21 protein-coding genes are annotated in these 21,583 nt (G+C 39.9%); 10 read left to right on the top strand and 11 right to left on the bottom strand.

All coding sequences use genetic code 11. From position 1 onward, the window contains the following. Positions 1-123: 123 nt before the first annotated feature. Positions 124-282, top strand: a complete 159-nt coding sequence (locus MSBRM_RS22150; RefSeq protein ID WP_369815392.1) for a DUF5652 family protein — start codon at positions 124-126, stop codon at positions 280-282. Positions 283-395: 113 nt separating this feature from the next. Here MSBRM_RS22150 and MSBRM_RS13515 read toward each other — a convergent pair whose 3' ends face one another. Together MSBRM_RS13515 and MSBRM_RS13520 are read right to left on the bottom strand one after the other, a co-directional pair. After that, positions 396-956: an HD domain-containing protein gene (locus tag MSBRM_RS13515; RefSeq protein WP_052712901.1), complete on the bottom strand. Its 561-nt coding sequence runs from the start codon at positions 954-956 to the stop codon at positions 396-398. Positions 957-1,341: 385 nt separating this feature from the next. Continuing rightward, complete coding sequence (locus tag MSBRM_RS13520) at positions 1,342-1,974, bottom strand: GyrI-like domain-containing protein (RefSeq protein WP_048121112.1); 633 nt, start codon at positions 1,972-1,974, stop codon at positions 1,342-1,344. A gap of 619 nt (positions 1,975-2,593) precedes the next feature. On the opposite strand from MSBRM_RS13520, the gene MSBRM_RS13525 reads away from it, so the two are divergent. Continuing rightward, on the top strand, positions 2,594-2,887 hold the full coding sequence (locus MSBRM_RS13525; RefSeq protein ID WP_048121113.1) for a hypothetical protein: 294 nt from the start codon (positions 2,594-2,596) through the stop codon (positions 2,885-2,887). Between the two features lie 762 nt (positions 2,888-3,649). Here MSBRM_RS13525 and MSBRM_RS13530 read toward each other — a convergent pair. The 8 genes from MSBRM_RS13530 to MSBRM_RS13565 all read right to left on the bottom strand — a co-directional run bounded on the left by MSBRM_RS13530 (position 3,650) and on the right by MSBRM_RS13565 (position 9,640). Beyond that, positions 3,650-3,901 carry a hypothetical protein gene (locus MSBRM_RS13530; RefSeq protein ID WP_048156007.1) on the bottom strand — a complete coding sequence of 84 codons (252 nt, stop codon included), beginning with the start codon at positions 3,899-3,901 and terminating at the stop codon, positions 3,650-3,652. 235 nt (positions 3,902-4,136) lie between these two features. Beyond that, complete coding sequence (locus MSBRM_RS13535; protein WP_048156009.1) at positions 4,137-4,664, bottom strand: gamma carbonic anhydrase family protein; 528 nt, start codon at positions 4,662-4,664, stop codon at positions 4,137-4,139. A gap of 320 nt (positions 4,665-4,984) precedes the next feature. Next, a complete protein-coding gene (locus MSBRM_RS13540) occupies positions 4,985-5,332 on the bottom strand; it encodes a hypothetical protein (protein WP_048156012.1) in 348 nt (115 codons plus the stop codon). A 527-nt stretch (positions 5,333-5,859) separates the two neighbouring features. Next, a complete protein-coding gene (gene hypE, locus MSBRM_RS13545) occupies positions 5,860-6,903 on the bottom strand; it encodes a hydrogenase expression/formation protein HypE (RefSeq protein WP_048121118.1) in 1,044 nt (347 codons plus the stop codon). A gap of 229 nt (positions 6,904-7,132) precedes the next feature. Next, a complete protein-coding gene (gene hypB, locus MSBRM_RS13550; protein WP_048121119.1) occupies positions 7,133-7,795 on the bottom strand; it encodes a hydrogenase nickel incorporation protein HypB in 663 nt (220 codons plus the stop codon). A gap of 52 nt (positions 7,796-7,847) precedes the next feature. Continuing rightward, positions 7,848-8,249: a hydrogenase maturation nickel metallochaperone HypA gene (gene hypA, locus MSBRM_RS13555; protein WP_048121121.1), complete on the bottom strand. Its 402-nt coding sequence runs from the start codon at positions 8,247-8,249 to the stop codon at positions 7,848-7,850. Further along, on the bottom strand, positions 8,242-9,360 hold the full coding sequence (hypD, locus tag MSBRM_RS13560) for a hydrogenase formation protein HypD (protein ID WP_048121127.1): 1,119 nt from the start codon (positions 9,358-9,360) through the stop codon (positions 8,242-8,244). Before hypD ends, hypA begins: the two co-directional genes overlap by 8 nt. A gap of 19 nt (positions 9,361-9,379) precedes the next feature. After that, entirely contained in the window at positions 9,380-9,640 is a 261-nt protein-coding gene (locus tag MSBRM_RS13565; protein ID WP_048121129.1) for a HypC/HybG/HupF family hydrogenase formation chaperone, read from the bottom strand. A 1,277-nt stretch (positions 9,641-10,917) separates the two neighbouring features. Between MSBRM_RS13565 and MSBRM_RS13570 the strand changes: the two genes are divergently transcribed. From MSBRM_RS13570 to MSBRM_RS19700, 5 genes are all read left to right on the top strand, one after another. Then, entirely contained in the window at positions 10,918-12,072 is a 1,155-nt protein-coding gene (locus tag MSBRM_RS13570; protein ID WP_176722109.1) for a hydrogenase small subunit, read from the top strand. A 7-nt stretch (positions 12,073-12,079) separates the two neighbouring features. Beyond that, on the top strand, positions 12,080-13,855 hold the full coding sequence (locus MSBRM_RS13575) for a nickel-dependent hydrogenase large subunit (RefSeq protein ID WP_048121132.1): 1,776 nt from the start codon (positions 12,080-12,082) through the stop codon (positions 13,853-13,855). Positions 13,856-13,882: 27 nt separating this feature from the next. Then, positions 13,883-14,656, top strand: a complete 774-nt coding sequence (locus MSBRM_RS13580; RefSeq protein ID WP_048121133.1) for a cytochrome b — start codon at positions 13,883-13,885, stop codon at positions 14,654-14,656. Positions 14,657-14,743: 87 nt separating this feature from the next. Next, positions 14,744-15,229 carry a hydrogenase maturation protease gene (locus MSBRM_RS13585; protein WP_048157100.1) on the top strand — a complete coding sequence of 162 codons (486 nt, stop codon included), beginning with the start codon at positions 14,744-14,746 and terminating at the stop codon, positions 15,227-15,229. A 382-nt stretch (positions 15,230-15,611) separates the two neighbouring features. Further along, the gene (locus MSBRM_RS19700) at positions 15,612-16,049 is read left to right on the top strand and encodes an SRPBCC domain-containing protein (RefSeq protein WP_048121134.1); all 438 of its coding nucleotides are present in this window, start codon (positions 15,612-15,614) and stop codon (positions 16,047-16,049) included. Positions 16,050-16,274: 225 nt separating this feature from the next. Here the strand turns inward: MSBRM_RS19700 and MSBRM_RS13595 are convergent, their stop codons facing one another. Further along, positions 16,275-17,195 (bottom strand): peptidoglycan-binding domain-containing protein, encoded by a 921-nt coding sequence (locus MSBRM_RS13595; protein ID WP_048121136.1) that lies wholly within the window; start codon positions 17,193-17,195, stop codon positions 16,275-16,277. Between the two features lie 312 nt (positions 17,196-17,507). Here MSBRM_RS13595 and MSBRM_RS13600 point away from each other — a divergent pair, with 312 nt between their 5' ends. The 3 genes from MSBRM_RS13600 to MSBRM_RS13610 are packed head-to-tail and all read left to right on the top strand — an operon-like array spanning position 17,508 to position 21,490. Further along, positions 17,508-18,875: a hydrogenase small subunit gene (locus tag MSBRM_RS13600; RefSeq protein ID WP_230668887.1), complete on the top strand. Its 1,368-nt coding sequence runs from the start codon at positions 17,508-17,510 to the stop codon at positions 18,873-18,875. Further along, positions 18,875-20,680, top strand: a complete 1,806-nt coding sequence (locus tag MSBRM_RS13605; protein ID WP_048121137.1) for a nickel-dependent hydrogenase large subunit — start codon at positions 18,875-18,877, stop codon at positions 20,678-20,680. The genes MSBRM_RS13600 and MSBRM_RS13605 overlap by 1 nt, the downstream gene beginning before the upstream one ends. A 15-nt stretch (positions 20,681-20,695) precedes the next feature. Then, entirely contained in the window at positions 20,696-21,490 is a 795-nt protein-coding gene (locus MSBRM_RS13610; protein WP_048156016.1) for a cytochrome b, read from the top strand. Positions 21,491-21,583 lie beyond the last annotated feature (93 nt).

Here is a 21,583-nt window from a genome sequence, read left to right on the forward strand (position 1 = left end):
GCGAAGTTATTTAACTTTTAATATAATATTGCTATAAAGGAAAAATTATAGAGAGGGGAATATGGTAGACACTTCTTTTCTTTCGTTTCAAACAAATCCGCAATATAGTCCCTTATCTTCATTCTGGTACTTTGGGAGCTTGTCTGGAAAGGTGTAGCTTTATGGAAGGCAGCAAGGGAATCTCAGAAATACTGGTTTATCGCTATACTCGTTTTGAATACTGTAGGCATTTTACCTATCCTTTATATTTTCTTGTTTAAGAAAGGTAGAAAGGGAATATAAAACTAAAAAGTTCAAACTGATATTGAGATCACTGATATTGAGATCACTGATATTGAAATAATTGATATTGAAATAATTGATATGGCGATTTATATCAAAAAGATAAATATTTTTTATCTTTGCCAGTGGGTTTCTTCCATATCAATGGCCGCAAAAATCTGTACAAGAGGGTGTCTTTTTATAGCTCTCATCAAATCCTCTGGGGTATATTCCATACCATATTCATAGCATGAAAACAGCCCCATATGATACAGAATTATGTCCCTCTCAATGCGTGTCAGTTTTATGTGTTTCTTAATTTTTTCAATAGAAAGAACTGAATGTTTATTATTTGCGGGATGGCCTTGTAAAGTCCGATAATTTTCATAATCTCCAACATATAATCCTTCCTTACAGACGTCGTGACACAGAGCAATAATTGTTAGAGAATCCTCAGGAAGTTGTTCTTTTTTCTTAAGGCGAGAATTCGATAACTTCAGTGGCTCTAATAAATTAAGGCTATGTTCCGCAAGTCCTCCAGGATAATCTCTATGATATTTTGTACTTGCGGGTGCCGAAAAGAAATCGGAATTCTCAAGGTACTGGATGTAATCTTTGATTCCTTCTCTCATAACTTCATTTAAGAGATTCAGAATATAATTCTCGTTGGCAAAGATTTCGTCCTCAGTCAGCATTTCAGTTCCTTCAAATTACCAAGACTTATTAAAATATTATATATGAATTGACTTCAACAGATATTGTTTTATGATAAAAACAAATTTTACTAAACAAATTTTACTAAACAAATTTTACTAAACAAATTTTACTAAACAAATTTTACTAAACAAATTTTACTCCTATCTAAGTATTTACTAGATATTTGGAAACTAAATAAGTATAATAGAATAAATTTTCCTTAAGTTTAATAATTATTGAAAAATAAGGAAAACATAAACCTGAAAAGCCCGAACAAAAAAGTATCTTAAGCAGTTCTCGACGAGTTTCGAGTCTCTGTTCATTATTTTGTTATCTGTTCATTATTTTGATATCCCTTCGTTATTCTGCTATCTATTCGTGATTTTAATTTCTTCTTTTCATGGGTTGCCTTATGATAGTTTTAAGTTTTCCCGGCTTTGTTCTTCGCATATCACTTATGTATATCTCATGGTGTTTCTCACCAGGCAGACTGCCATTAAACTCATATCCTTTTTCTTCAATGAAATTATGTAATTTCTCTACCGCCGGGCCTTCCTGAGAATATGGACCAATGTACATTATCTGAGCTGCTAAGCCTTCATGCAGGCTTTGGAATTTTATTCTGGGAAGTACAGGTAGTTTTTTCTTTTTTTCGACTTCCTGTATGGTCTTTTTTATCATGTATTTAGTGATGAAGTCAGGCTGTCTTATCATTGCAGTCCATTTCCAGCCACTTTTATCTTGAATATTGAAATCTGCCAGATTTTCAACCCACCAGAGTCCTTCAAGAGGCATTACCACATAATCCTGCGAGTTCTCTTTTTTAGTGATAAATTTAACTTTATAAGATACTGAAAACAACGCTTCTATGGAATCATGATATTCCTGTGATGTATTAGGGTCGCCTTCACCGTCTATCATTAGAAAATTCATTTCAGGAACGTCTACGATTGATACTTCTTTTGCGGATGGATTGTACATTTCTTTATTCTCTTTTTTAAAATATATTTTCGGCATTTTAGATCACTCCAGATTTTTAACTGCGCTATATTCAAATTAGTCAAAAACAGGCAGTTATTATTGGTTTTTCTTTCTGTGTTTTTCTTAATAAGCAGTTGATATGTCTAGAGATTTGTAGAGACTTGCGGTTTAATATTTCTTTAACACTAATACTCAAGCAAGTCAAATTTTCATCCATGCCAGATATTTGAATATCCTGGAAAATAAGATGGAGATAAAATGGAAATTTATGCTAAAAAGAAGATTCAAAGTCTCACATATAAATTTATTTCATAACTGCAGTAGTAGAAAGAAGTAGAAAGAAGTAGAAAGAAGTAGAAAGAAGTAGAAAGAAGTAGAAAAGACACTTTACGCTAAATTAGAAACTTTCAGCTAGTGTTAAAATGTACATAATTTCTCTCAAATACGATTATTTAGAAAGCTTTAAGCTTCGAAAATACATATTTTTAATTGCTGTTTGAGGTACTGTCCCTGGAAAATCAGGATTGAGGTATCCTGAGTTGAATCCAGGAAGATATGTCTGCATTTTTATTCATGCTATTATTGTTTTTATCAAATCTAAAGCTCAGTGTGACGAGGTGAATTGCCACACTTATTGTACAAAGGAGTTACAATTATGCGTGACACGAAACTGATCCGAGTACTTGCAGAATATCTTGCAAAATGCACAGAAATCCATGCAAGGAACGAATCGATACCGCCAGAGAGCCTGGAAAAGTTTATGATCAACATCGTAAGCTGCCTGGAAGTCGGAGGAGTTGGCGATGTCGGAAAAGAGCTGGTTCCACTCAAAAAAGCACGTGCAACCATCAGACTTGCAAGACGTGAATTTGAATGGCAGTGCGATAATATGGATAACCCTGAAGACTGGGAAACCTGCCTGCGGAATGCAGTCTCAGGAAATGTATAATTTTTTAAAATTTTCCAGGCAACCCGTGAAATTGCTGGTAATATTTTAGGCATTGTCCCCCGCAAAATGAGAATTTGAATACCTTTGCATTTCTCCGGAAGCTGGTGAAGCTTAAACGCTGGTGAAGCTTAAACTATGCAGTCACGCTTTGCAGGCATACGTGTGTCCAAGGCTGTAAATCAAGAGGAAACCTCTCAAATCCGATCAAACAAGTAAGTGCGCGCATTTTTAAGATTTGGCTAAAGACCCCCACTAATTTTTAGCCTTGACATTTTTAGCTTTGACATTTTCATTAGTACTAATTTCTTCATTTAAGATACTTATTGCTTCAGAAGACTATCAGACTTATGCAACTGAATTGAAAAACAGTAGTATGAAACTCAAGCAGTTTCAATCATAAGCAGTTTCAATTATCATGTTTACTCTTCTATATTGAAATCCTTAGAGGGATTTCACTCAATTATTATAAACAGCTTCAAGCTTATTTTTCAGGTAGACGGTAAGCCACTGATATCACAGGTCAGGCAATTCTACCTGTAAATATGGTTGCTTCGTTTTCATATTTTTGTTTCTGATATTTTCCTGCAGTAAGAAAGATCAGGGGAGATCATTTCCCTCTAAGCTCATTTACTCTTTTTTCTGCTTTTTCTTTTGTCTGGAAGATTTCGTTGATGCAGTTACATTTTCGCATGTTATGGTCGCAGTGATAGATAATATATAGAATATCAGACAGGCTGGCAGTGGGAACATAACTTAACTCGTTTAACCCCTACCTATACGGGTATAACTTTGTCCATCGATCTCGAGCTCTCCTGCATCTTTCAATGGATCATATCCAAAACATATTTCGCTATCCAGTTCTATCTGCCACTTTTTTACAAAATAGTCAGGCTGGCCTTCAATGTAATCTTTCTCGCAATCCGAAGTACCGGAACTTTTTATGTATTCAAACATGCTTTCGTATATATCTGCCGTCTTTACTTTTCCATAGTACAGGATGTTTATGTTCCTCATTTCCGTTTGTCTCCATGACGAGTTCGTATATTCTGATAAATGTTAAACTATTAAAAGAGAAATGGTTTTTCTTTTAGTTTAATAGAGTATCTGCAAAGATCTGGGTAGCAAAAAATGTGAATATTCAAATAATATATATTTTTATTCCTACGTTTTTACTTCTTTTGTATATTTTTTACTTCTTTTGTATATTTTTTACTTCTTTTGTATATTTTTTACTTCTTTTGTATATTTTTTACTTCTTTTGTATATTTTTTACTTCTTCCCTGTACTCTCTAACAAATTCCACATATTCTGCAGCGTTTTCTGCTATAGCTTCAATCTCGGATTCCTCAATTTCCCTCTTTACCTTCCCTGGAACTCCAATTATCAAGCTGTTTTCTGGAAATTTCTTCCCTTCAGAAATCAGTGCATTTGCACCTACTATAGAATTTCTTCCTATTTCAGCACCGTTCAATATTGTAGAGTTCATCCCTATAAGCACATTGTTTTCTATTCTGCACCCGTGAAGCACAGCTCCGTGTCCCACAGTTACATCATTTCCGACCTGAACCCCATTCGCAGGGTCAGCATGAATTACCACATTATCCTGAATACTTGTCCGACTCCCGATTTTTATCTTATTCCTGTCTCCGCGAAGCACGGCATTAAACCATACACTTGAAAAATCCCCAATTTCAATATCCCCTATAACATCCGCAGAATCCGCAATAAAAACCGTCTCCGAGATTTTCGGGCTTTTGCCTTTAAAATCCATTATCATAATTATGTCTCCGTCTTTTCAAACATTATTATTCTTATTATCCGGAAATTGATTAGATCATTTTTCAGTTTTAATTCCTTTTATACAGGAAACTTCGCTCTTCACAAACCTCAAAAGTTTCATTCAGGCTTATAAAGAAAATTACTGTTGATAACAATCATATCTTCGCCTTATATTTTTATAAAAATCAAAAAACAGAACGATTAAGTGGAAATTACTTTGTTTCAGAATAGGATCTCCTCTTTTTCTCAGTAATTACACTTTTTTAAGGCCTCTTGCTTTTTGGATCGTCTCAAAAGTGAATATTACTAAATTCTTAATTAAACTGCATAACGGTAAATAAGGTATGCAATCACCAGGATTGTCAAAACAGAAAGGAAATTATTCCCGGATTTTGGGTGCATACTGTTTCTACTTTCAGGATTTTTTAGTTGAAGCAAGTGATCTATTATTGAAGAAATTGAAGGATCTGTTAACTGTTCTTTCCTCCTGTATCTGACCATGAGTGCAAAATGAATTAATGTTATAATGAAGGCCAGGATAAAAATTGCAACACCTTCTACTGATATGTATCCCACAATATTCAGGGCTCCCACGACCAAAAAAGATGCAAAATATACTGCAACTGAACGCCATAGTTCCTGTTCCACAATTGGGTCTCGGTTCATATTTCGGCTTCCTTTCTATTTTCAGTAACTTTCCTGCTCAATAGACTTATCTGGGATACTTCTATAAATTGTTGTTTTTTATCTGACTGCCTTATTCTTAAAACCTTCTCAACTTACTTTAGCATTATACTACAAATTTCTATAAGGTAATTTACTTTTAAACATTATTTGATACTCGTGGCTGAGATATATCTGAAAATGTAAACTGAAAATATAGATTGAAAAGAGACTGAAAACGAGATAATGATAGAGACTGCGAACGAGATAATGATAAATAGAGACTGCGAACGAGATAATGATAAATAGAGACTGTGAACGAGATAATTAAAAATAGAGAATGAAAATGAAATAATGAAAAATAGAGAACTAAAAGATAAAGTGAAGTAAAAAATGATATAAAAATATAACACAAAATGAAAAGGAAAAATAGAAAGTAAATCAGATTAAACGAGAGGAAACAACTCTACGTTAAAACTCAATTCCAATAGTATTATCTTAAATCAATCTCAGCTAGTGCCTGATGATCTTTAGCATACTCTGGGAATCGGGTCTCCGGCAGGTACATCTACAAAACGCATGCCACCAAACCGGTTTCTTAGGACTACTTCTTTCTTATCTGGAGTAACTTCTCCTATAACAGCTGCGTCCCTGCCGTAAGGGTGTTGCCTCAGGATTGAAAGCACTTCGTCTTCAAAGCCGGGTTTGACTCCGATAACTGCTTTTCCTTCATTTGCAACCTCAAGGGGATCGAGGCCCAGCATCTCACAGGCTGCGGAAACAGCTGGTTTGAAAGGAATCCAGTCTTCTTCGATAAGAATGCCTGCTCCGGATTTTTCTGCCATCTCGTTCAGGGCATTTGCAAGACCTCCACGGGTCGGGTCTTTCATTGCCGTAATTACGGGTTCGCCCTCTGGAGTTCTGAGTTTCAGGAGGGGTTCTATGAGTTTCCAGAGGGGGGCTGAATCTGAGGCAAGGTCGGTATCAAAGTCAAAACCTTCCCTGTGAGCCATAAGCGAGATTCCGTGGTCGCCAATAGTGCCTGTGACCAGAATTTTGTCTCCCGGCTGAAGCCCTGAGTCTCTTACAGGGCTATCCGTAATTCCCAGGCCTGCAGTGTTCAGGATAATCGAATCAAGCGCAGTTTTCTCCATGGTTTTAGTATCGCCCGTTATTATGGGTACACCAACCTCTGCAGCTGTTTTGTCCATTGTTTTAATAATTTCCTCAAATTCCTTGAGTGGAAAACCTTCAGGAACGATGACTGCACAGGTAAGGGCAAGGGGCTTTGCTCCCATAACCGTAAGGTCATTGACAGTGCCTGAAACTGCAAGTCTTCCTATATTGGTATTTGGGAAAAAGGCAGGTGTAATCACGTGACTGTCAGTAGTCATTACGAGTTCGCATCCCTTATTGAAGCCTTCAAGTCTGACCGTAGACCCATCATCAAGACATTCGAGTCCAATCGAACCTGCACTTTTATTGTGAAAGTTTTTAAGAATTATTTCTCCTATAAGTGCCTGCATAACCTCTCCGCCTGCACCATGCTCAAGAGAAATGGTATTTGATTTCATATAAGTCTCCTTTTTTCCGCCTTTTAAACCCTTCTGGATCTTCTCAATCTACTTTAAATCTTCTTAATCCGAGCTTCGAGTTAATTCTTATAATCTAATTTCTAACTTGATCTTCACTAACCCTGGCTCGAGCTAATTCTCTTTAATCTAATTTATAATTTGATTCTCATTAACCCTATCTCGAGTTAATTCTCTTTAACCTGGTTTCTTTATTCTCTTTAATCTCGCCTCATCTATTCTGAGCTTCTTTAACTCCAAGCTCGATAAAGCTAATCCAGGTTTCCAGGCTTTCCCAGTCATGCTTTGAAGTCAGGATAACCGGCACATTCGGTTTTAAGGAAAGAATGTCGTCTCGCATTTTTTCGGCATCGACATCAACCGCATGTGCAATGTCAACTTTATTTATTACTGCAAGATCTGAAGTCTTGAATATCATGGGGTGCTTGAGAATAATGTCGTCTCCCTCGGTAACACTCACGATTACGACCCTCAGGTGTTCCCCCAGTTTGAAGTCCACAGGACAGATAAGGTTGCCTACGTTCTCAATAAAAAGGAGATCCGTGTTACTGAGATCGATTTCATCCAGGGCTTTTTCCACCAGTTTTGCATCAAGATGGCACTCTTTTCCAGTGTTTACGGGAATAGTAGGTACATCAAGTTTTTTGAAACGAGAAGAATCCATTTCTGCGACTACATCCCCTGCGATCACAGCTATATTATACTTATCCTTAAGTTGCCTGATAGCTTCTTCAATCAGAGTGGTCTTTCCTGATCCGATTGCACCCATAACATTTACCGAGAAAACCTGATACTTGTCAAGTTTCTTTTTGTTTTTTTCAGCAACTTTATCATTTGCTTTGTAGACATCATGTCCCATATCGATTACATGCATTAACATAAACATCACTTGGGGAATTATTTTTTATTTTTTACCTTTTTGAGGTTCAATCCTGGTTTTCAGTTTCGATTTCGATACTTTTAATTATCAGTTCTCTTCCACCTGTAAGCTGAGCAGGCTTTCCGCAGACCGGGCATTCCATAACTGCCGCATAAGCCAAAAGTTCGCTTTCAAATTTACAGTTCTCTCGTATCTTTTTTTCATCTACTGCCCCAGTGTATCCACACTCACATTCAAGAGAGGGCGGTATCATTTCTACAATAAGATCTGCATCTTTGGCAATACTTTCATTTGCAAGGACGTTAAAACAGAAACTAAGTTGTTCCGGATTAGTATGGGATAGTCTTCCCATCTGAAGGGTTACGTGCTTAACTTCCGTGGCTCCATGCTCTTTGGCAGTAGCCATTACCTGCTCGAAAATTTCACATGCAATGGACAATTCATGCAACTCTGTTGCCTCCTTCTCTTGAGTACCTGAACCAGTTATAACACATACCTTCCTGGCTTACCATACAGGGACCTGCAGGATTTTTCGGGGTACATTCCTTACCGAAGTTCGGGCACTGGGAAGGCTTTGCTTTTCCTGTAAGGATAGCGGCGCAGATACAACGCTTTTTGTCTTTTCCTCCTGTTTTCTTTCGGACATCTTCAAGAGCAGAAGCATACAAGTCTTCGTACTTCTTTGCAGCATCCTTTTCCTCAAACTCTTTCCTGAGCACAAGCCCTGAATTCTCTATCTTTCCTATACCTCGCCACTCAGAATCTGAGGTTTCAAATACTTCATTCATTATTTTAAGGGCAATCTGGTTCCCTTCAGGTTTTACAGCTCTCGGGTAACCGTTATCTACCCTTGAGATTCCTTCCTCGGCTTGCATTTGTAACAGGTTTATTCCAAGGAGAATATCTCCTGGTTCAAACCCACTTACGGCAATAGGAAAGCCTTTTTCTGCAAGAGACTCAAAAGGTTTTGTGCCTATTATGGTTGCCACATGCCCAGGAGCTATAAAGGCATCAACGTCTGCATCCCTGGCAAGGAATTCGACTGCAGGAGGAGTTTGCTTCTGTGAGGTAAGAAGGCTGAAGTTTTCGGGGGTCTTTCTTAAAAGAGCAGCAGCATTTGCGGGAACTGTCGTCTCAAAGCCTATTCCAAAAAAGACTACTTCAAGTTCTGGCTTTTTTTCTGCAAGGGCAATTGCATCGTCAATACTATAGACCATCTTTACATTTGCCCCTTCAGACTTCGCATCCAGCAAACTTTCTGCCGAACCCGGAACCCGCATCATATCTCCAAAAGTGACAACAGTTGCCCCGCTTTTTGCAAGGGCAATTGCAATATTAATATCTTCTTCAGGAGTCACGCAAACAGGGCATCCAGGGCCGCTAATTACCTCGATATTTTTCGGAAGGATACTCCTTAACCCATATTTTGCTATCGTTCGCTCGTGTGTTCCGCAGACATGCATTATGCGAAGCGGTTTCTTCGAGCCTTTGATTCTTCCCAGTAGCTTTTTTTCAAGTTCAGGAACCGCTGGCTTTGAAGGTAAATTCCCGTTTTCCATTTTTCATCAGCGTCCGTTTTCAGATAGATTCGCTTTCTGGTGTATCTATCTCTTCAAGTCCCGCAATCTGTCTGAGAAGGTGCATTGTTTCTTCACTTTCTTCTTCCGAGATTTCGGCTATTGCATATCCAACATGGACAAGAAAATGTCTCCCTATCTGGGATTCATTTGCGCCTCCCATAAGGTCCATATTCACATCTCTGCAGATTCCGCCCATGTCAATCGTTGCAGTATTCTCATTTACAATGGATTTTACTTTTCCAGGAATAGCTATACACATGTTTCCTCGAACTCTTTTCTTTTAAAATCCTATTAATTTATATAATTTCATTTTTTATGAGGTAAATTCCTGTATTAAGAGTTTTGCAAAACTTGTATTAAGGGTTTTACAAGAATTATTTTGTAAGAATTATATATTTGTGGGGTATATATAATTACAGGTCTCAACTGAGCAAAAACCCCTCCCAGTTTTACTTCCTTAACCGGCTAAATAGTTTATATCCCCTTACTTGTTTTTATTTTTCTACTGCTGCTCTTAAATGAGCGCTTTTCCTTTTTCCACTTGCCGCAGATAGAAAAATGGAGATACCATCAACAAGACCCTGATTCTACGTTTTAAACAAATCTGTTGTCGAAAATTATTTTTTAAAACTTTCTGGTCCTATGTTATATTCTTTTTGTTTTTTCATTTCACTTACATAATTTAAAAATGTTATTTTTCCCTGATATTTAACTTGCTTTAGAAAGGGTTTAGAAAGAGTTCTAAAATCACTCTATTTATCGGGACCTATTTGTCGGGATACTCTATATTTAAAAGACATAGATAATTACTTGAGTAGTATTATATAGTAGTATTATATTCTGCAGCTTCACATAATAAGATTAGCTTCTTTAGCACTTCTTTTCCGTATTAAGTTTCTATTAAATTTATTTTTCAGAACATTGAAGATCAGAGTTAATAGATAAAACCCGGGATAAAAGTTTTCAGCTTTTAGTAGGAGCGAAATTCTCCGTGGAATTTGAGAGTTAAACATGATCAGTTGCCATAATAGAGTTCCTTCTCATGAAATATTAGTTCTAGTTGAAATATCTCAATATACTAAAATATCCTTTAGAAATAAGTAATTCTTTCTTTGCTTTTCAAAACTTTTTTGCATTTTATTTTAATTTCATGCATTTTGTCATAATACAGATAAATTTTTAAATATGAATTAAGACTTCATTAGTAACTTTTAACTTTTGAAATTAAATTAATTTTTTTGATCCTCTTTTCTCTTTCAAGAGGCTTCAATTCTACATATATGTACTACAATACCCAACAATAGACATTGAGTTGAATTATTTATATTTGGGACATATTATATATATTCCCAAATCATATGTCTCCAATCCAGCCAATTAATATATTTATTGGAGCGTGTAAAAAACCTTAAATACTATTCCCTCATTGAAAACATTAGTGGTAAATTTATGTATGCATTTATATAATTACTGTGGACAATTATTCAAAATTTTCTTTTGAATGTATAATTTGGGTAAAATCAAGATGTGGTAGAGATGAGTACTGGAATAAAAAATCTTGTCCGTACACTGGACAGTGTGGACTTCTTAAAAATGGATCGACGCACTTTCATGAAAGCGTTAGGTGCAATGGGTGCAGCTGCATTTCTGAATACCTACCAAGCTGACATGGTAAAGGCCCTTGAAGAATTCCCAGAGACAAAGCTTCTTTGGATCCACGGCTCCGAATGTACCGGCTGTTCTGAATCAGTGTTAAACGCAGGCAATCCTGACCTTGTACAAGCACTACAAAAGCTCAATATCAATCTTGCTTTCCATGAGACTCTTTGTGCACAGCAGGGAATCTGGAATGATGGCAAGCTTGTGAACAACGCCGAGCTTAACTCCGAAATTCTCCAAGAAGAAATATATAAAGAAGGTAAATATATCCTGGTAGTTGAAGGCTCAATTCCAAACGGTCCAGATGGTTCGGGACGCTACCTGGTTATTGGGAACAAACCTTTCAAACAAACTCTTGGAGAAGCTGCAAAGAACGCAGTTGCTGTCGTTGCAGTAGGTTCCTGTGCTGCATACGGAGGAATTACCTCTGCGGACAGCGATGTTGCCAAGGATACGGATTACAGGGGAGTAGCTTTTGCAAAAGATGACTCTTCAAAGGGCATGCTTAAGGAACTTGGCATCGATAAGCCGGTAATCAACATTCCTGGTTGCCCTGCTCACCCTGACTGGGTTCTTCTTACTGTGGGCGCGGTAATTCTTGGAAAGATCAAGATCCCTGATGATCTCGATACTCTTCTGGACGAGTACGGCAGGCCAAAGGTCTTCTTCCCCCCAGACCATGTTGTCCATGATAACTGCCCACGCCGCGGATACTATGACCGTGGAGAATTCGATGAAGAGATCGGCGGGCCAGGATGCCTGTGGAAATTAGGCTGTAAAGCTCCCTATGCTCACGCAGACTGTGCAATTCGTAAATGGAATGGTTCAGTAAGCATGTGTACTCAGGCAGGCGGCCCCTGTATTGCCTGTGTCGAGCCGGGCTTCCCAGACACTTCAAGACCTCTGTTTGTTGAACGTGAAGATATCGGAGTTGCCGGGACAAACATTGACACAATAGCCAAAGTTGCAGTTGGAGCAGCTGCAGTTGCAGCAGGCGTACATGCTGTTAGGAGAATGGGAAAAGGAGAGTGAGTGAAAAATGGTAAATGTTACAGTTGATCCCTTAACCAGAATTGAAGGTCACCAGCGAATATCCACTGAAGTAGGTGCTGACGGTGTTATTACCGATGCCCAGTCATCTTCCCTTATATTCAGGGGTTTTGAACGAATTTTGCAACATCAGGACCCAAGAGATGCAGCTTTTCTTACCCAGAGAATTTGCGGTGTCTGTCCTCTGTCTCATGGATTGACAGCCACAAATGCTCTTGATGATCTTTATGGCGTAGCTGAGAGTGTTCCAAAAGACGCTCTTATGATGAGGAATATTTTCCAGGGCCTGAACATGGTTGCAAGCCATGCAACTCATATATACGTCCTCTTTGGTCCTGACCTTGCAAACCCAGCGTACAAGAATGTCCTCACAACACTGGGAGACACCGGAAACGCAGTCTGGAAAGAGATGGTTGGAAGGTTTGCCCCAATCAGCTACAAGATGGATGGCGTGGCTGTACCTGCGGGAAGTTCCTATCTTGCAGCAATTCCTGAAAAGAAACGCCTTGCGGAGATGATCGCACTTATTGCCGGTAGAATGCCAGGTCCTTCAGCCCTTTATCCAGGTGGATATACCTACCCGGCTACTGTCGCAGATGTAACCAAACTTGCCTCTTACTATCTGCAGATCATGGACTTCGTATCCAAACATACTCTAAGAGTTGATTTTGATACCTGGATCAAAAACACCTATAAGGCAAGCTCTCCTCAAAAAGCAGTAAGCTTTGTTACTGAACACCTCCAGGGTCTTGTTGACAAATCAACTGCTTCCAATGACTTCTCCAAAGACGCAGGTTGGGGAGATGTGGAGTTCTATGCAGCTTTTGGTTCAGAACTTGTAGGAGAACAAATTCTTGGTCTTCCAGCAAGCCTTAAACATGATACAATCGGTGGGTACAAGGACCCCTCAAAGATCTGCTTCGTTGCATATGGTGGATACTACAAGTACAAAGACGGATACGATCCGAGAAGCCCGGCAGGAGACCGTATTTTCACCTCAGGTGTAGTATCAGGAAATCTCGAATATCAGAAATTTGATCCGGACAAGATTACGGAGAGCACTGCTCACTCCTTCTACCAGAACAGTTCCAACGACCTCGCACCAACAAAAGGTGAAACCGTTCCGTTTACGGATCCAAACAAAATCGTCTACACCGGAGGTTCGGACAGCCAGTACAGCTGGGATAAGGCTCCGAGATATGACGGAATTGCAGGTGAAGTCGGGCCTCTTGCACGCATGCTAAATATAAAAGAGCCACTCGTAACCGGTTTGGCTCAGGCCCTTAATGAGAAAGGCTACTCTGCAGCTAATGTTTACACCAGAATGCTGGCTCGTATGCAGGAAACTGCAATTCTCGCGTATGAACTTCTCAATTGGGTAACAGTCGATTACAACCCCAACGGCAAGATTTCCGTGCCTATAGACCTTAATGCAGCTAAAAATAATTCGGGAATGGGCATATGGGAAGCTCCTCGTGGAGCTCTTGGTCACTGGATCTCTGCTGGCAGCGATGGAAAGGTTACCAACTATCAGTGTATAGTTCCGGGTAGCTGGTTGATGTCCCCAAGAGACAGCAAAGGCATTCCTGGTCCTCTCGAACAGTCTCTCATTGGTTCAAAAATCAACCCAGTTGGAGATGTCGATTATACCAATCCAGTTGGCATTTTCCATATGGGTAGATCCTATGATCCTTGCATTTCATGTGCAGTCCACACCATTGACCTGACTGGGAAAAACGCTCCAAAGACTCTAAGAATACTCTAAGTATAGTACAGAGGGAGATGACCCATAATGAAATCAAAAGACAACCGGTCAATGGTTGTTGAGCGCTATACCGCAACTGACAGGATAGCTCATACTGTCCACGCTATTGCAATGTTAGTGCTCATCATCACCGGGTTAAAGATCTATACTGGATGGGACTTTATGAGTTTCCATACCGCCCGCGGTCTTCACATGATAATGGTTCCGTTCCTGCTTGCAGTGAACTGGATCCTTATCCCTTACAACATCTTCTCCGAAGGCCATGGGTTTATGGGAAAGATTTCACACTTTAAGGACCATTATATTTTCGGTCCTAAAGATGCAGCTCGTATGGGCGGTATAATTGGCAACTTCTTCAGGAAAGGCAGATATCCGGCATTCAGCATCTATGATGAGACTACTGGCCACTACAGGACCAAACTTCATCCCTTAATGAAAATCCTGATCGTGCTTGAAGGTACAGCTCTGTTCTTAATTGCAGTCTCAGGCGTTGTGCTTTACAAGCTTGACTGGTCGCTTTTTGGCCTTCCTATAGCTTCATGGATACTGACTATAACAGGCTTTATTTCACCTGTGTTCAATCTGTCTCCCCTGGAGTTCCTCAGGATACTTCACCTGCTGATGACCTACTGGTTTGTTTTTGAACTGGTAGTCCATGTGGGTATTCTGGAGCTTGATCCTCATGTCTTGAAGTACTACAAAGCTATCTTCCTGACCGGAAAAGAAGATCTCGCAGATACTCATTACTCTGAGGTTATCACAGCTAAAACAAAGTATTGCCCTACAAAGGAAAGGCCCTGAAAATATCTTACAGAGAATAAACTTAAGGTAGTACAGGTATGTTTGAAAAGCCTGTACACCTTTTTAACTGCTTTTTTGAGTGAAAATATGTCTATACTAAATGCTTCTATACGCATTCTTGGTTGCGGAAGCCCATTAATGGGAAACGATGGTGTTGGCCTCAAAGTCATTGAGGCCCTTCAAGAATCCGAACTTAAAAACCTCAAAGATGTCAATATCGTGGATGCAGGGGTATGTGGGCTTGACCTTCTAAATCTTCTTGATGGCGCCAGGAAAGTCATAATAGTTGATGCAATTCTGGCTAACAGCCTTCCAGGTTCAGTACACCGTATAGAAGGGAAGGACTTACTGGATGGTGTCGAATTTCATCCCCTGGTTTCAGTACATGATCTGACAATTACAGATGTATTGAAAATAGGAGAACAGGTTCAAGAACTTCCTGAAATTGTGGTCATCGGAATTGAAATAGGGTCGATTGTCACGGAAGCTACGCAGGAAATCAGTCCAGATGTTCTTAAAGGTGTGGATAAAGCCATAAAGCTCATCAGAGAAGAGGTCTTTTCCTCACTTTAATTTCATTTTTGCTAATCAACTTTAATTTCATTTTTGCTAATCAACTTTAATTTCATTTTTGCTAATCAACTTTAATTTCATTTTTGCTAATCTACTTTAATTTCATTTTTGCTAATCTACTTTAATTTTTGTTTTGTTCAATTTCTGCTTTGCCTCTGTTTTCAGTATACATTTTGCTCCATATTTACTATTTTATTGATTTGATCCTTTCCTTCTACAGTAATTTATATCTGATAAAAGATCTATTTGAGTATAATATATTAAAAATGATTTATAATTTCGGGGTGGAAATATATCACAATTTCTTGGTCAAGTAGTACTTAATATACTTTCTTTAGGAGCAATTTTCTATGCCGCGACGCTTGTTGCTGCAAATACCTCTATTACTCAGAAGAATCTCGAGACCGAAGTTATCATCAACTCCCCGGCTGCCAGGGTCTGGCAAACTCTTACTGATTTTGGAGCATACCCGCAATGGAATCCATTTATCCGTGAGGTGAACGGAGTTTCCAATTCAGGTGAGAAATTAAAGGTTCAAATGCATCTAGGCAACCGTGTTATGACAATTCGACCAACTATTCTTGTCATTCGGACAGAAAGAGAGCTGCGCTGGATCGGCCATCTGGTAATTCCTGGGATATTCGATGGTGAGCACGGTTTTGTAATAGAACCAGCTGGTGAGAACAGGGTGCGCCTGATTCAACGAGAGACATTCAAAGGGCTTTTGGTGCCGTTTTCGGGTTCCCTGCTTGGCAATACAAAACGGAGTTTTAGTAAGATGAATCTGGCACTTAAGGAGCGCGTTGAGCAGGCAAACTAATCTAAGCACAAGGTCCTGCCGGACAAATAAGTTAAATTTCAAGCCCCTGCCGGATGAAATTCTAGAAAAGAACCGGATATAATTACGGAAAAAGAAACGTGAGGTTTCTGTATCTCAGTGCAGAGCCCTGTATAAATATTTTTTAAGGTTTCTACACCTGTCTATTTCATTTAAACCTTCATTTGAAGCTCTTTTGCTATTAATACGGCTTTTTTCTCTTAATAGTTACCTGGATTTTCCCGGCACCCAATTGCTATAGAGTTTCCACTCGATTAAAGAGTCTTCACTGTCGGTTTCTATGTAAAATCTCCATATAAAAGGCTCTTCCATTGCAGAGAATTCAAAATTTACAAGGATATCAGGTAAAAGCACAGATTCTTTTGCTTCCCCTGTATTTGTCTTTATCGTGATACTTGACTCTTTGACATTCAGATTACTTACTTCGAGACGTACCGATTTTCCAGCTTCAGCTTCAAAAGAAGAACTACTTCCACTCCAGGTTCCTGCAGTATGGAATTTACGTCCCTGACTATCAATCGTAGGGGGTAGTCTGGTCAAAGGTGGAGTTATAGGTCTGGCCACATGAACCGGTTTTTGTTCAAGCGGAACTGCCTGGGTTTTCAGGATTGGAGGTTCCGCTACAGGTGCTTCAGGAGGTTGAGGTATTTTAACTGCGGGTACTCCTACCCTCGGAGCCCGGGGTATCTCTAGTGGTGGGACTTCAGGTGCTCTTACCGGCCCTACCGGAGATGCTCTTGGTGATCGAACCGGAGATTCCGGGAATAATGGAGTTGGGACCTCCGATAACTGCGGTTCGGTTACTGGTGAAATAGAAAGTTCCGGTGGACCTGTGAAAAATTCCTCATCGAGACTTCCTATAGTCTCTGACCCTATTATTCCATCAACCTTCAGGCCCCGTGACTCCTGGTAACTTTTGACCGCCAGTTCGGTTTCCCCACCAAAAATGCCATTGGCTCCAACCTCAGGTACGGGAAAGTCCAAAAATATTAAAGCCTGTTGAACTTTTCTTACCGCAGAGCCACGGTCCCCTCTTTGAAGAGATATTTCGTTGTCATAGCAAGCCTCCAGAACCTCATCGCCTTCAAATCTCGACGACCTTAAATCGTGACCATCCCCAATAGTCATATTCTATCCCCCATATTTGCCGCATAACTTTTCCCTTAAATATACAACATTATCACTAAATATTACTAGCCTTAAAATTTCAATAAATAAACTAGTGATATTAAAATATATAAGTTTTTAGAAAAATTATATTTATTAAATGACTTAAATTTAAATAATACACTCTTCTGCTGTTGCAAAATAAAGGGGTTACTTGTAAAGCGGGTATTGAAGAGTTGATAGTCTTTGATATAGATGTGATATTCTTTAAGATATTGGATCCATTTTTTATATATCGTTATTTATATATCTTTATATAAAATTATTCGTAACATGGGGGGAAGTAGAACGGATAATGACGACTTACTTGAAAAGTTTAAAAATCTTGATTTCATGAAAATGGATCGGCGGACCTTTATAAAGGCTGTCGGGGCATTAGGGGCTTCACTGTTTTTACAAACGTATAAAAACGATATAGCAAAAGCTCTTGAGTTTTCGGAAACTAAGGTTGTATGGCTTCACGGAGTAATGGATAGTGGCTGTACCATATCAATGCTGGACGGAGGATCTCCCGATATCGTAGAATTCCTTCAGGAATACAATCTCAAGCTTCTCTATCATGAAGTTTTAATGATGCAGCAGGGAATTTTCGTAGATGGAAAGCTCGCAAATACCAGTGATCTTAATTCTGAGATTGTGCTGGATGATATATTGGAAAAGGAAAAAGGTTACGTTCTAGTTTCTGAAGGGGCAATTTCGAACGGACCTGAAGGTTCCGGGAAATATCTCATGCTTGGAGGAAGAACCTATAAGGAGATTTACGCGAAAGCTGCTAAAAACGCTTTAGCAATTGTTGCAATTGGGAATTGTGCGACTAATGGTGGGGTGAACTCTGCTAAGAGTGATATAGTTGAACTTATGGACCCCCGTGGAGTTGCTTTTACTATGGAAGATGCTTCAAAGGGGATTTTAGATCTTCTTGGCATTGAAAAGCCTGTAATTAATCTTACTGGTTGCCCTACTCATCCAGATTGGGTTTTTTTGACAATAGGCGCAGTTGTTTTGGGAAAGATCAAGATACCTGATGATTTGCCTTATGTGCTGGATCACTGGAAACGTCCAAAGGTTTTCTTCCCGCCTGACCATGTTATTCACGACAACTGTTCTCGTCGCGGATACTATGACCGTGGAGAGTTTGAGCTGACAGTAGGTGGACCCAAGTGTCTCTGGAAACTGGGATGCAAAGGGCCTTATACCCACGCAGACTGCGCTACTCGCCACTGGAACGGCCATCTTAATTTCTGCCCTCAGGCAGGCTCTCCCTGTATTGGTTGTGTTCAGCCAGGCTTTCCGGATAGTACCAGGCCTTTTTTCGTGGAAATTGAGAAGACAGGAATTGTAGGTACGAATATCAATACTGTAGCGGGCGTGGCAATAGGAGGCGCACTACTTGCTGCAGGGGCTCATGCTGTCAGGAGAACTGCCATGAAAAGACCTGAGGACGAGGAAGGCTTTGCCGAAGAAACCACTCATGAAGAAACCACTCATGAAGAAACCACTCATGAAGAAACCACTCATGAAGAAACCACTCATGAAGAAACCACTCATGAAGAAACCACTCATGAAGAAACCACTCATGAAGAAACCACTCATGAAGAAACCGGAGAGAAAACCATAGAGGAAGCCGGAGGTGAAAAATAATGGTACAGGTTACTGTTGATCCAGTTTCGAGAATAGAAGGGCACTACAGGATCAATACTGAAGTCAATGGGGAAGGCGTGATTACTGATGCCCAGAGTAATGGATTACAGTTAAGGGGTTTTGAACGTCTCCTACAGCACCAGGACCCCAGGGATGCGGCACTTCTGTCCCAGAGGATATGTGGGGTTTGTCCGGTTAGCCATGGCATAGCTGCAGCAAATGCTCTCGATGAACTTTTTGGAGTGGCAGGTGAGGTTCCCAAAGACGGGCTTTTAATGCGAAACATCCATCAGGCTCTGAATTTCATAGCCAGCCATGCAGCACATATCTATGTGCTCTGGGGCCCTGATCTTGCAAACCCGGCTTACCGTGACATCCTGGCAAAATACGGGGATGTTGGAAATGCAGTATGGAAAGAGCTCCAGGGACGTTTTGCGCCTTTGATTTATCAGATTGACGGTGCCAGTTATCCGGCAGGCTCGTCCTATCTGGGCGCTATAGTGGAATTTCGCCGCTTGCACGAAGCCATTTCTTTGATAGCCAGCAAGATGCCTCATCCGGTTCTTCAGCATGTTGGGGGTGTAGTTTATTCTCCGACGGTTGCTGATATCGGGCAAATTTTAAGCTATGTCACGAAAACGATGGAGTTTGTTAAAACATTTACTCTTGGGGTCTCTCCCGATACCTGGATTGAAAATACTTACAGGGCTTCTTCTCCTCAAAAGGCTGCTAATTTCGTTCTGAATCACCTGCAAGAACTTCTGAATAAATCCCTTGACAGCAAGGACTTCTCACACTCGGCTGGCTGGGGAGACGTCCCACTCTTTGCGGCTTTCGGCTCGGAGCTTATAGGGGAAAAACTTCTCGGCCTGCCTATCAGTATGAAAATGGACCTTGCAGGGACTTACAAAGATCCCGATAAGATCGGTTTTCTTTCTTACGGAGTTTTCTTTAAGCCCGAGAAAGGAAATGGATATGACCCCACAAGTCCTGCGGACAGCAGAGTTATTCCTTCCGGCTATATGAATGGATATTTCAAGCTTGAGAAATTCGATTACAAAAAGATCTCAGAAAGTATTAGCCACTCCTTTTACATTGACGATGTAAACGATCGTTCTCCCTGGAATGGGATTACGGTTCCTGAAGGAAATCCCGAAAATATCGATTATACAAAAGGATCGAAGAGCCGTTACTCGTGGGCAAAAGCCCCTCATTACAATGGAATTCCGTGTGAAGTCGGTCCTCTTGCCCGTATGATGGTTATGGGAGAACCTCTTGTTACGGGATTAGTAAAAACTTTTCAGGATAATGGCTACTATCCTGTCAACAACTACACCCGTATGATTGCAAGGATGCAGGAAATTCTTGTAGTGGTTCCAGAAATGATAGAGTGGCTCACACAGGACCTTCAAGCAGGCGGAAAGGTTGCTGTGCATACTGATCTTTCCATGGCAAAGAGTTCCACAGGAATGGGCTTATGGGAAGCTCCGCGAGGGGCACTGGGGCACTGGATTGCTACAGGTTCGGATTCTATGGTAACCCTTTACCAGGCTGTGGTTCCGAGTACCTGGAACCTTGCTCCAAGGAATTCGCAAGGGACCCCAAGCCCTGTTGAGCAAGCTCTGATAGGCACCAAAATTTCGGCTGCTGAAAATGCACTTGGAGTGGATTATTCAAATCCTCTTGGAATTCTGCATACAGCCCGATCTTACGATCCCTGCCTGGCATGTGCAGTTCATACAATTGATAAAACTACAATTGATAAAACCGGAAAGCACCCGGATTATACAATCAAGGTACTTTGAAGGAGGTTAGAAGTTATGGTACGATCTGCTCAAAGATCCGCTTCTACAAGAATGGTTGTTGAACGTTATACCTGGCTTGAGCGGGTTACTCATCTGGTTCATCTTATTACCATGTTTGTCCTGCTTATCACGGGATTCAAAATCTACTATGGTTGGGAGTTCCTGGATTTTCAAACAGCCCGATCCTGGCATGTGATTGCTGTACCTTTTTTCCTGGTTGCAAACTGGATTCTGGTCCCATACAACCTTTTTTCCTGTAAAGAAGAAAGATGCAGTGTCAGAGACAGAATAGTGCATTTTAAGGACTCTTACATTTTCGGAAAAGATGATGCAGAACGGCTCATTGATATAATAAAGAATTTTTTTGGAAAAGGCAGGTATCCGGCTTTTACTATCTATGATGAAAGTAAAGGACACTATGTAACCAAGCTTCATCCTGTACTTAAAATTCTGATTGTTATTGAGAGCATAGCAATTGTCATTGTAGCAATTACAGGAGTGGTGCTTTACAACCTTGAATGGTCTCCTTTCGGAATTCCTATTGCGTCATGGATACTTTCCGTAGCCTGGTATTTTGCGTCCTTTTTCAATATCAATGCCTTAGGGTTGCTTCGCTTATTACATCTGCTTGCAGCCTACTGGTTTGTCTTTGAGCTTGTGATCCATGTAGGAATTATTGAATTTGATCCATACGTATGGAAATATCATAAAGCAATCTTCTGGTCCGGAAAAGAAGACCTTTCAGATACTCATTATTCCGAGGTTATCACAGCTAAAACAAAGTATTTACCTACAAAGGAAAGGCCTTGAAAATCTCTTAAAGAAAATTATTAAATTTAAGGTAGTATAGGAATTTTTGAAAAGCCTGTACACCTTTTTAACTCTTTTTTGTATGAGTAAAAC

This window comes from Methanosarcina barkeri MS (genome assembly GCF_000970025.1).
GTDB classification, from domain to species: domain Archaea; phylum Halobacteriota; class Methanosarcinia; order Methanosarcinales; family Methanosarcinaceae; genus Methanosarcina; species Methanosarcina barkeri.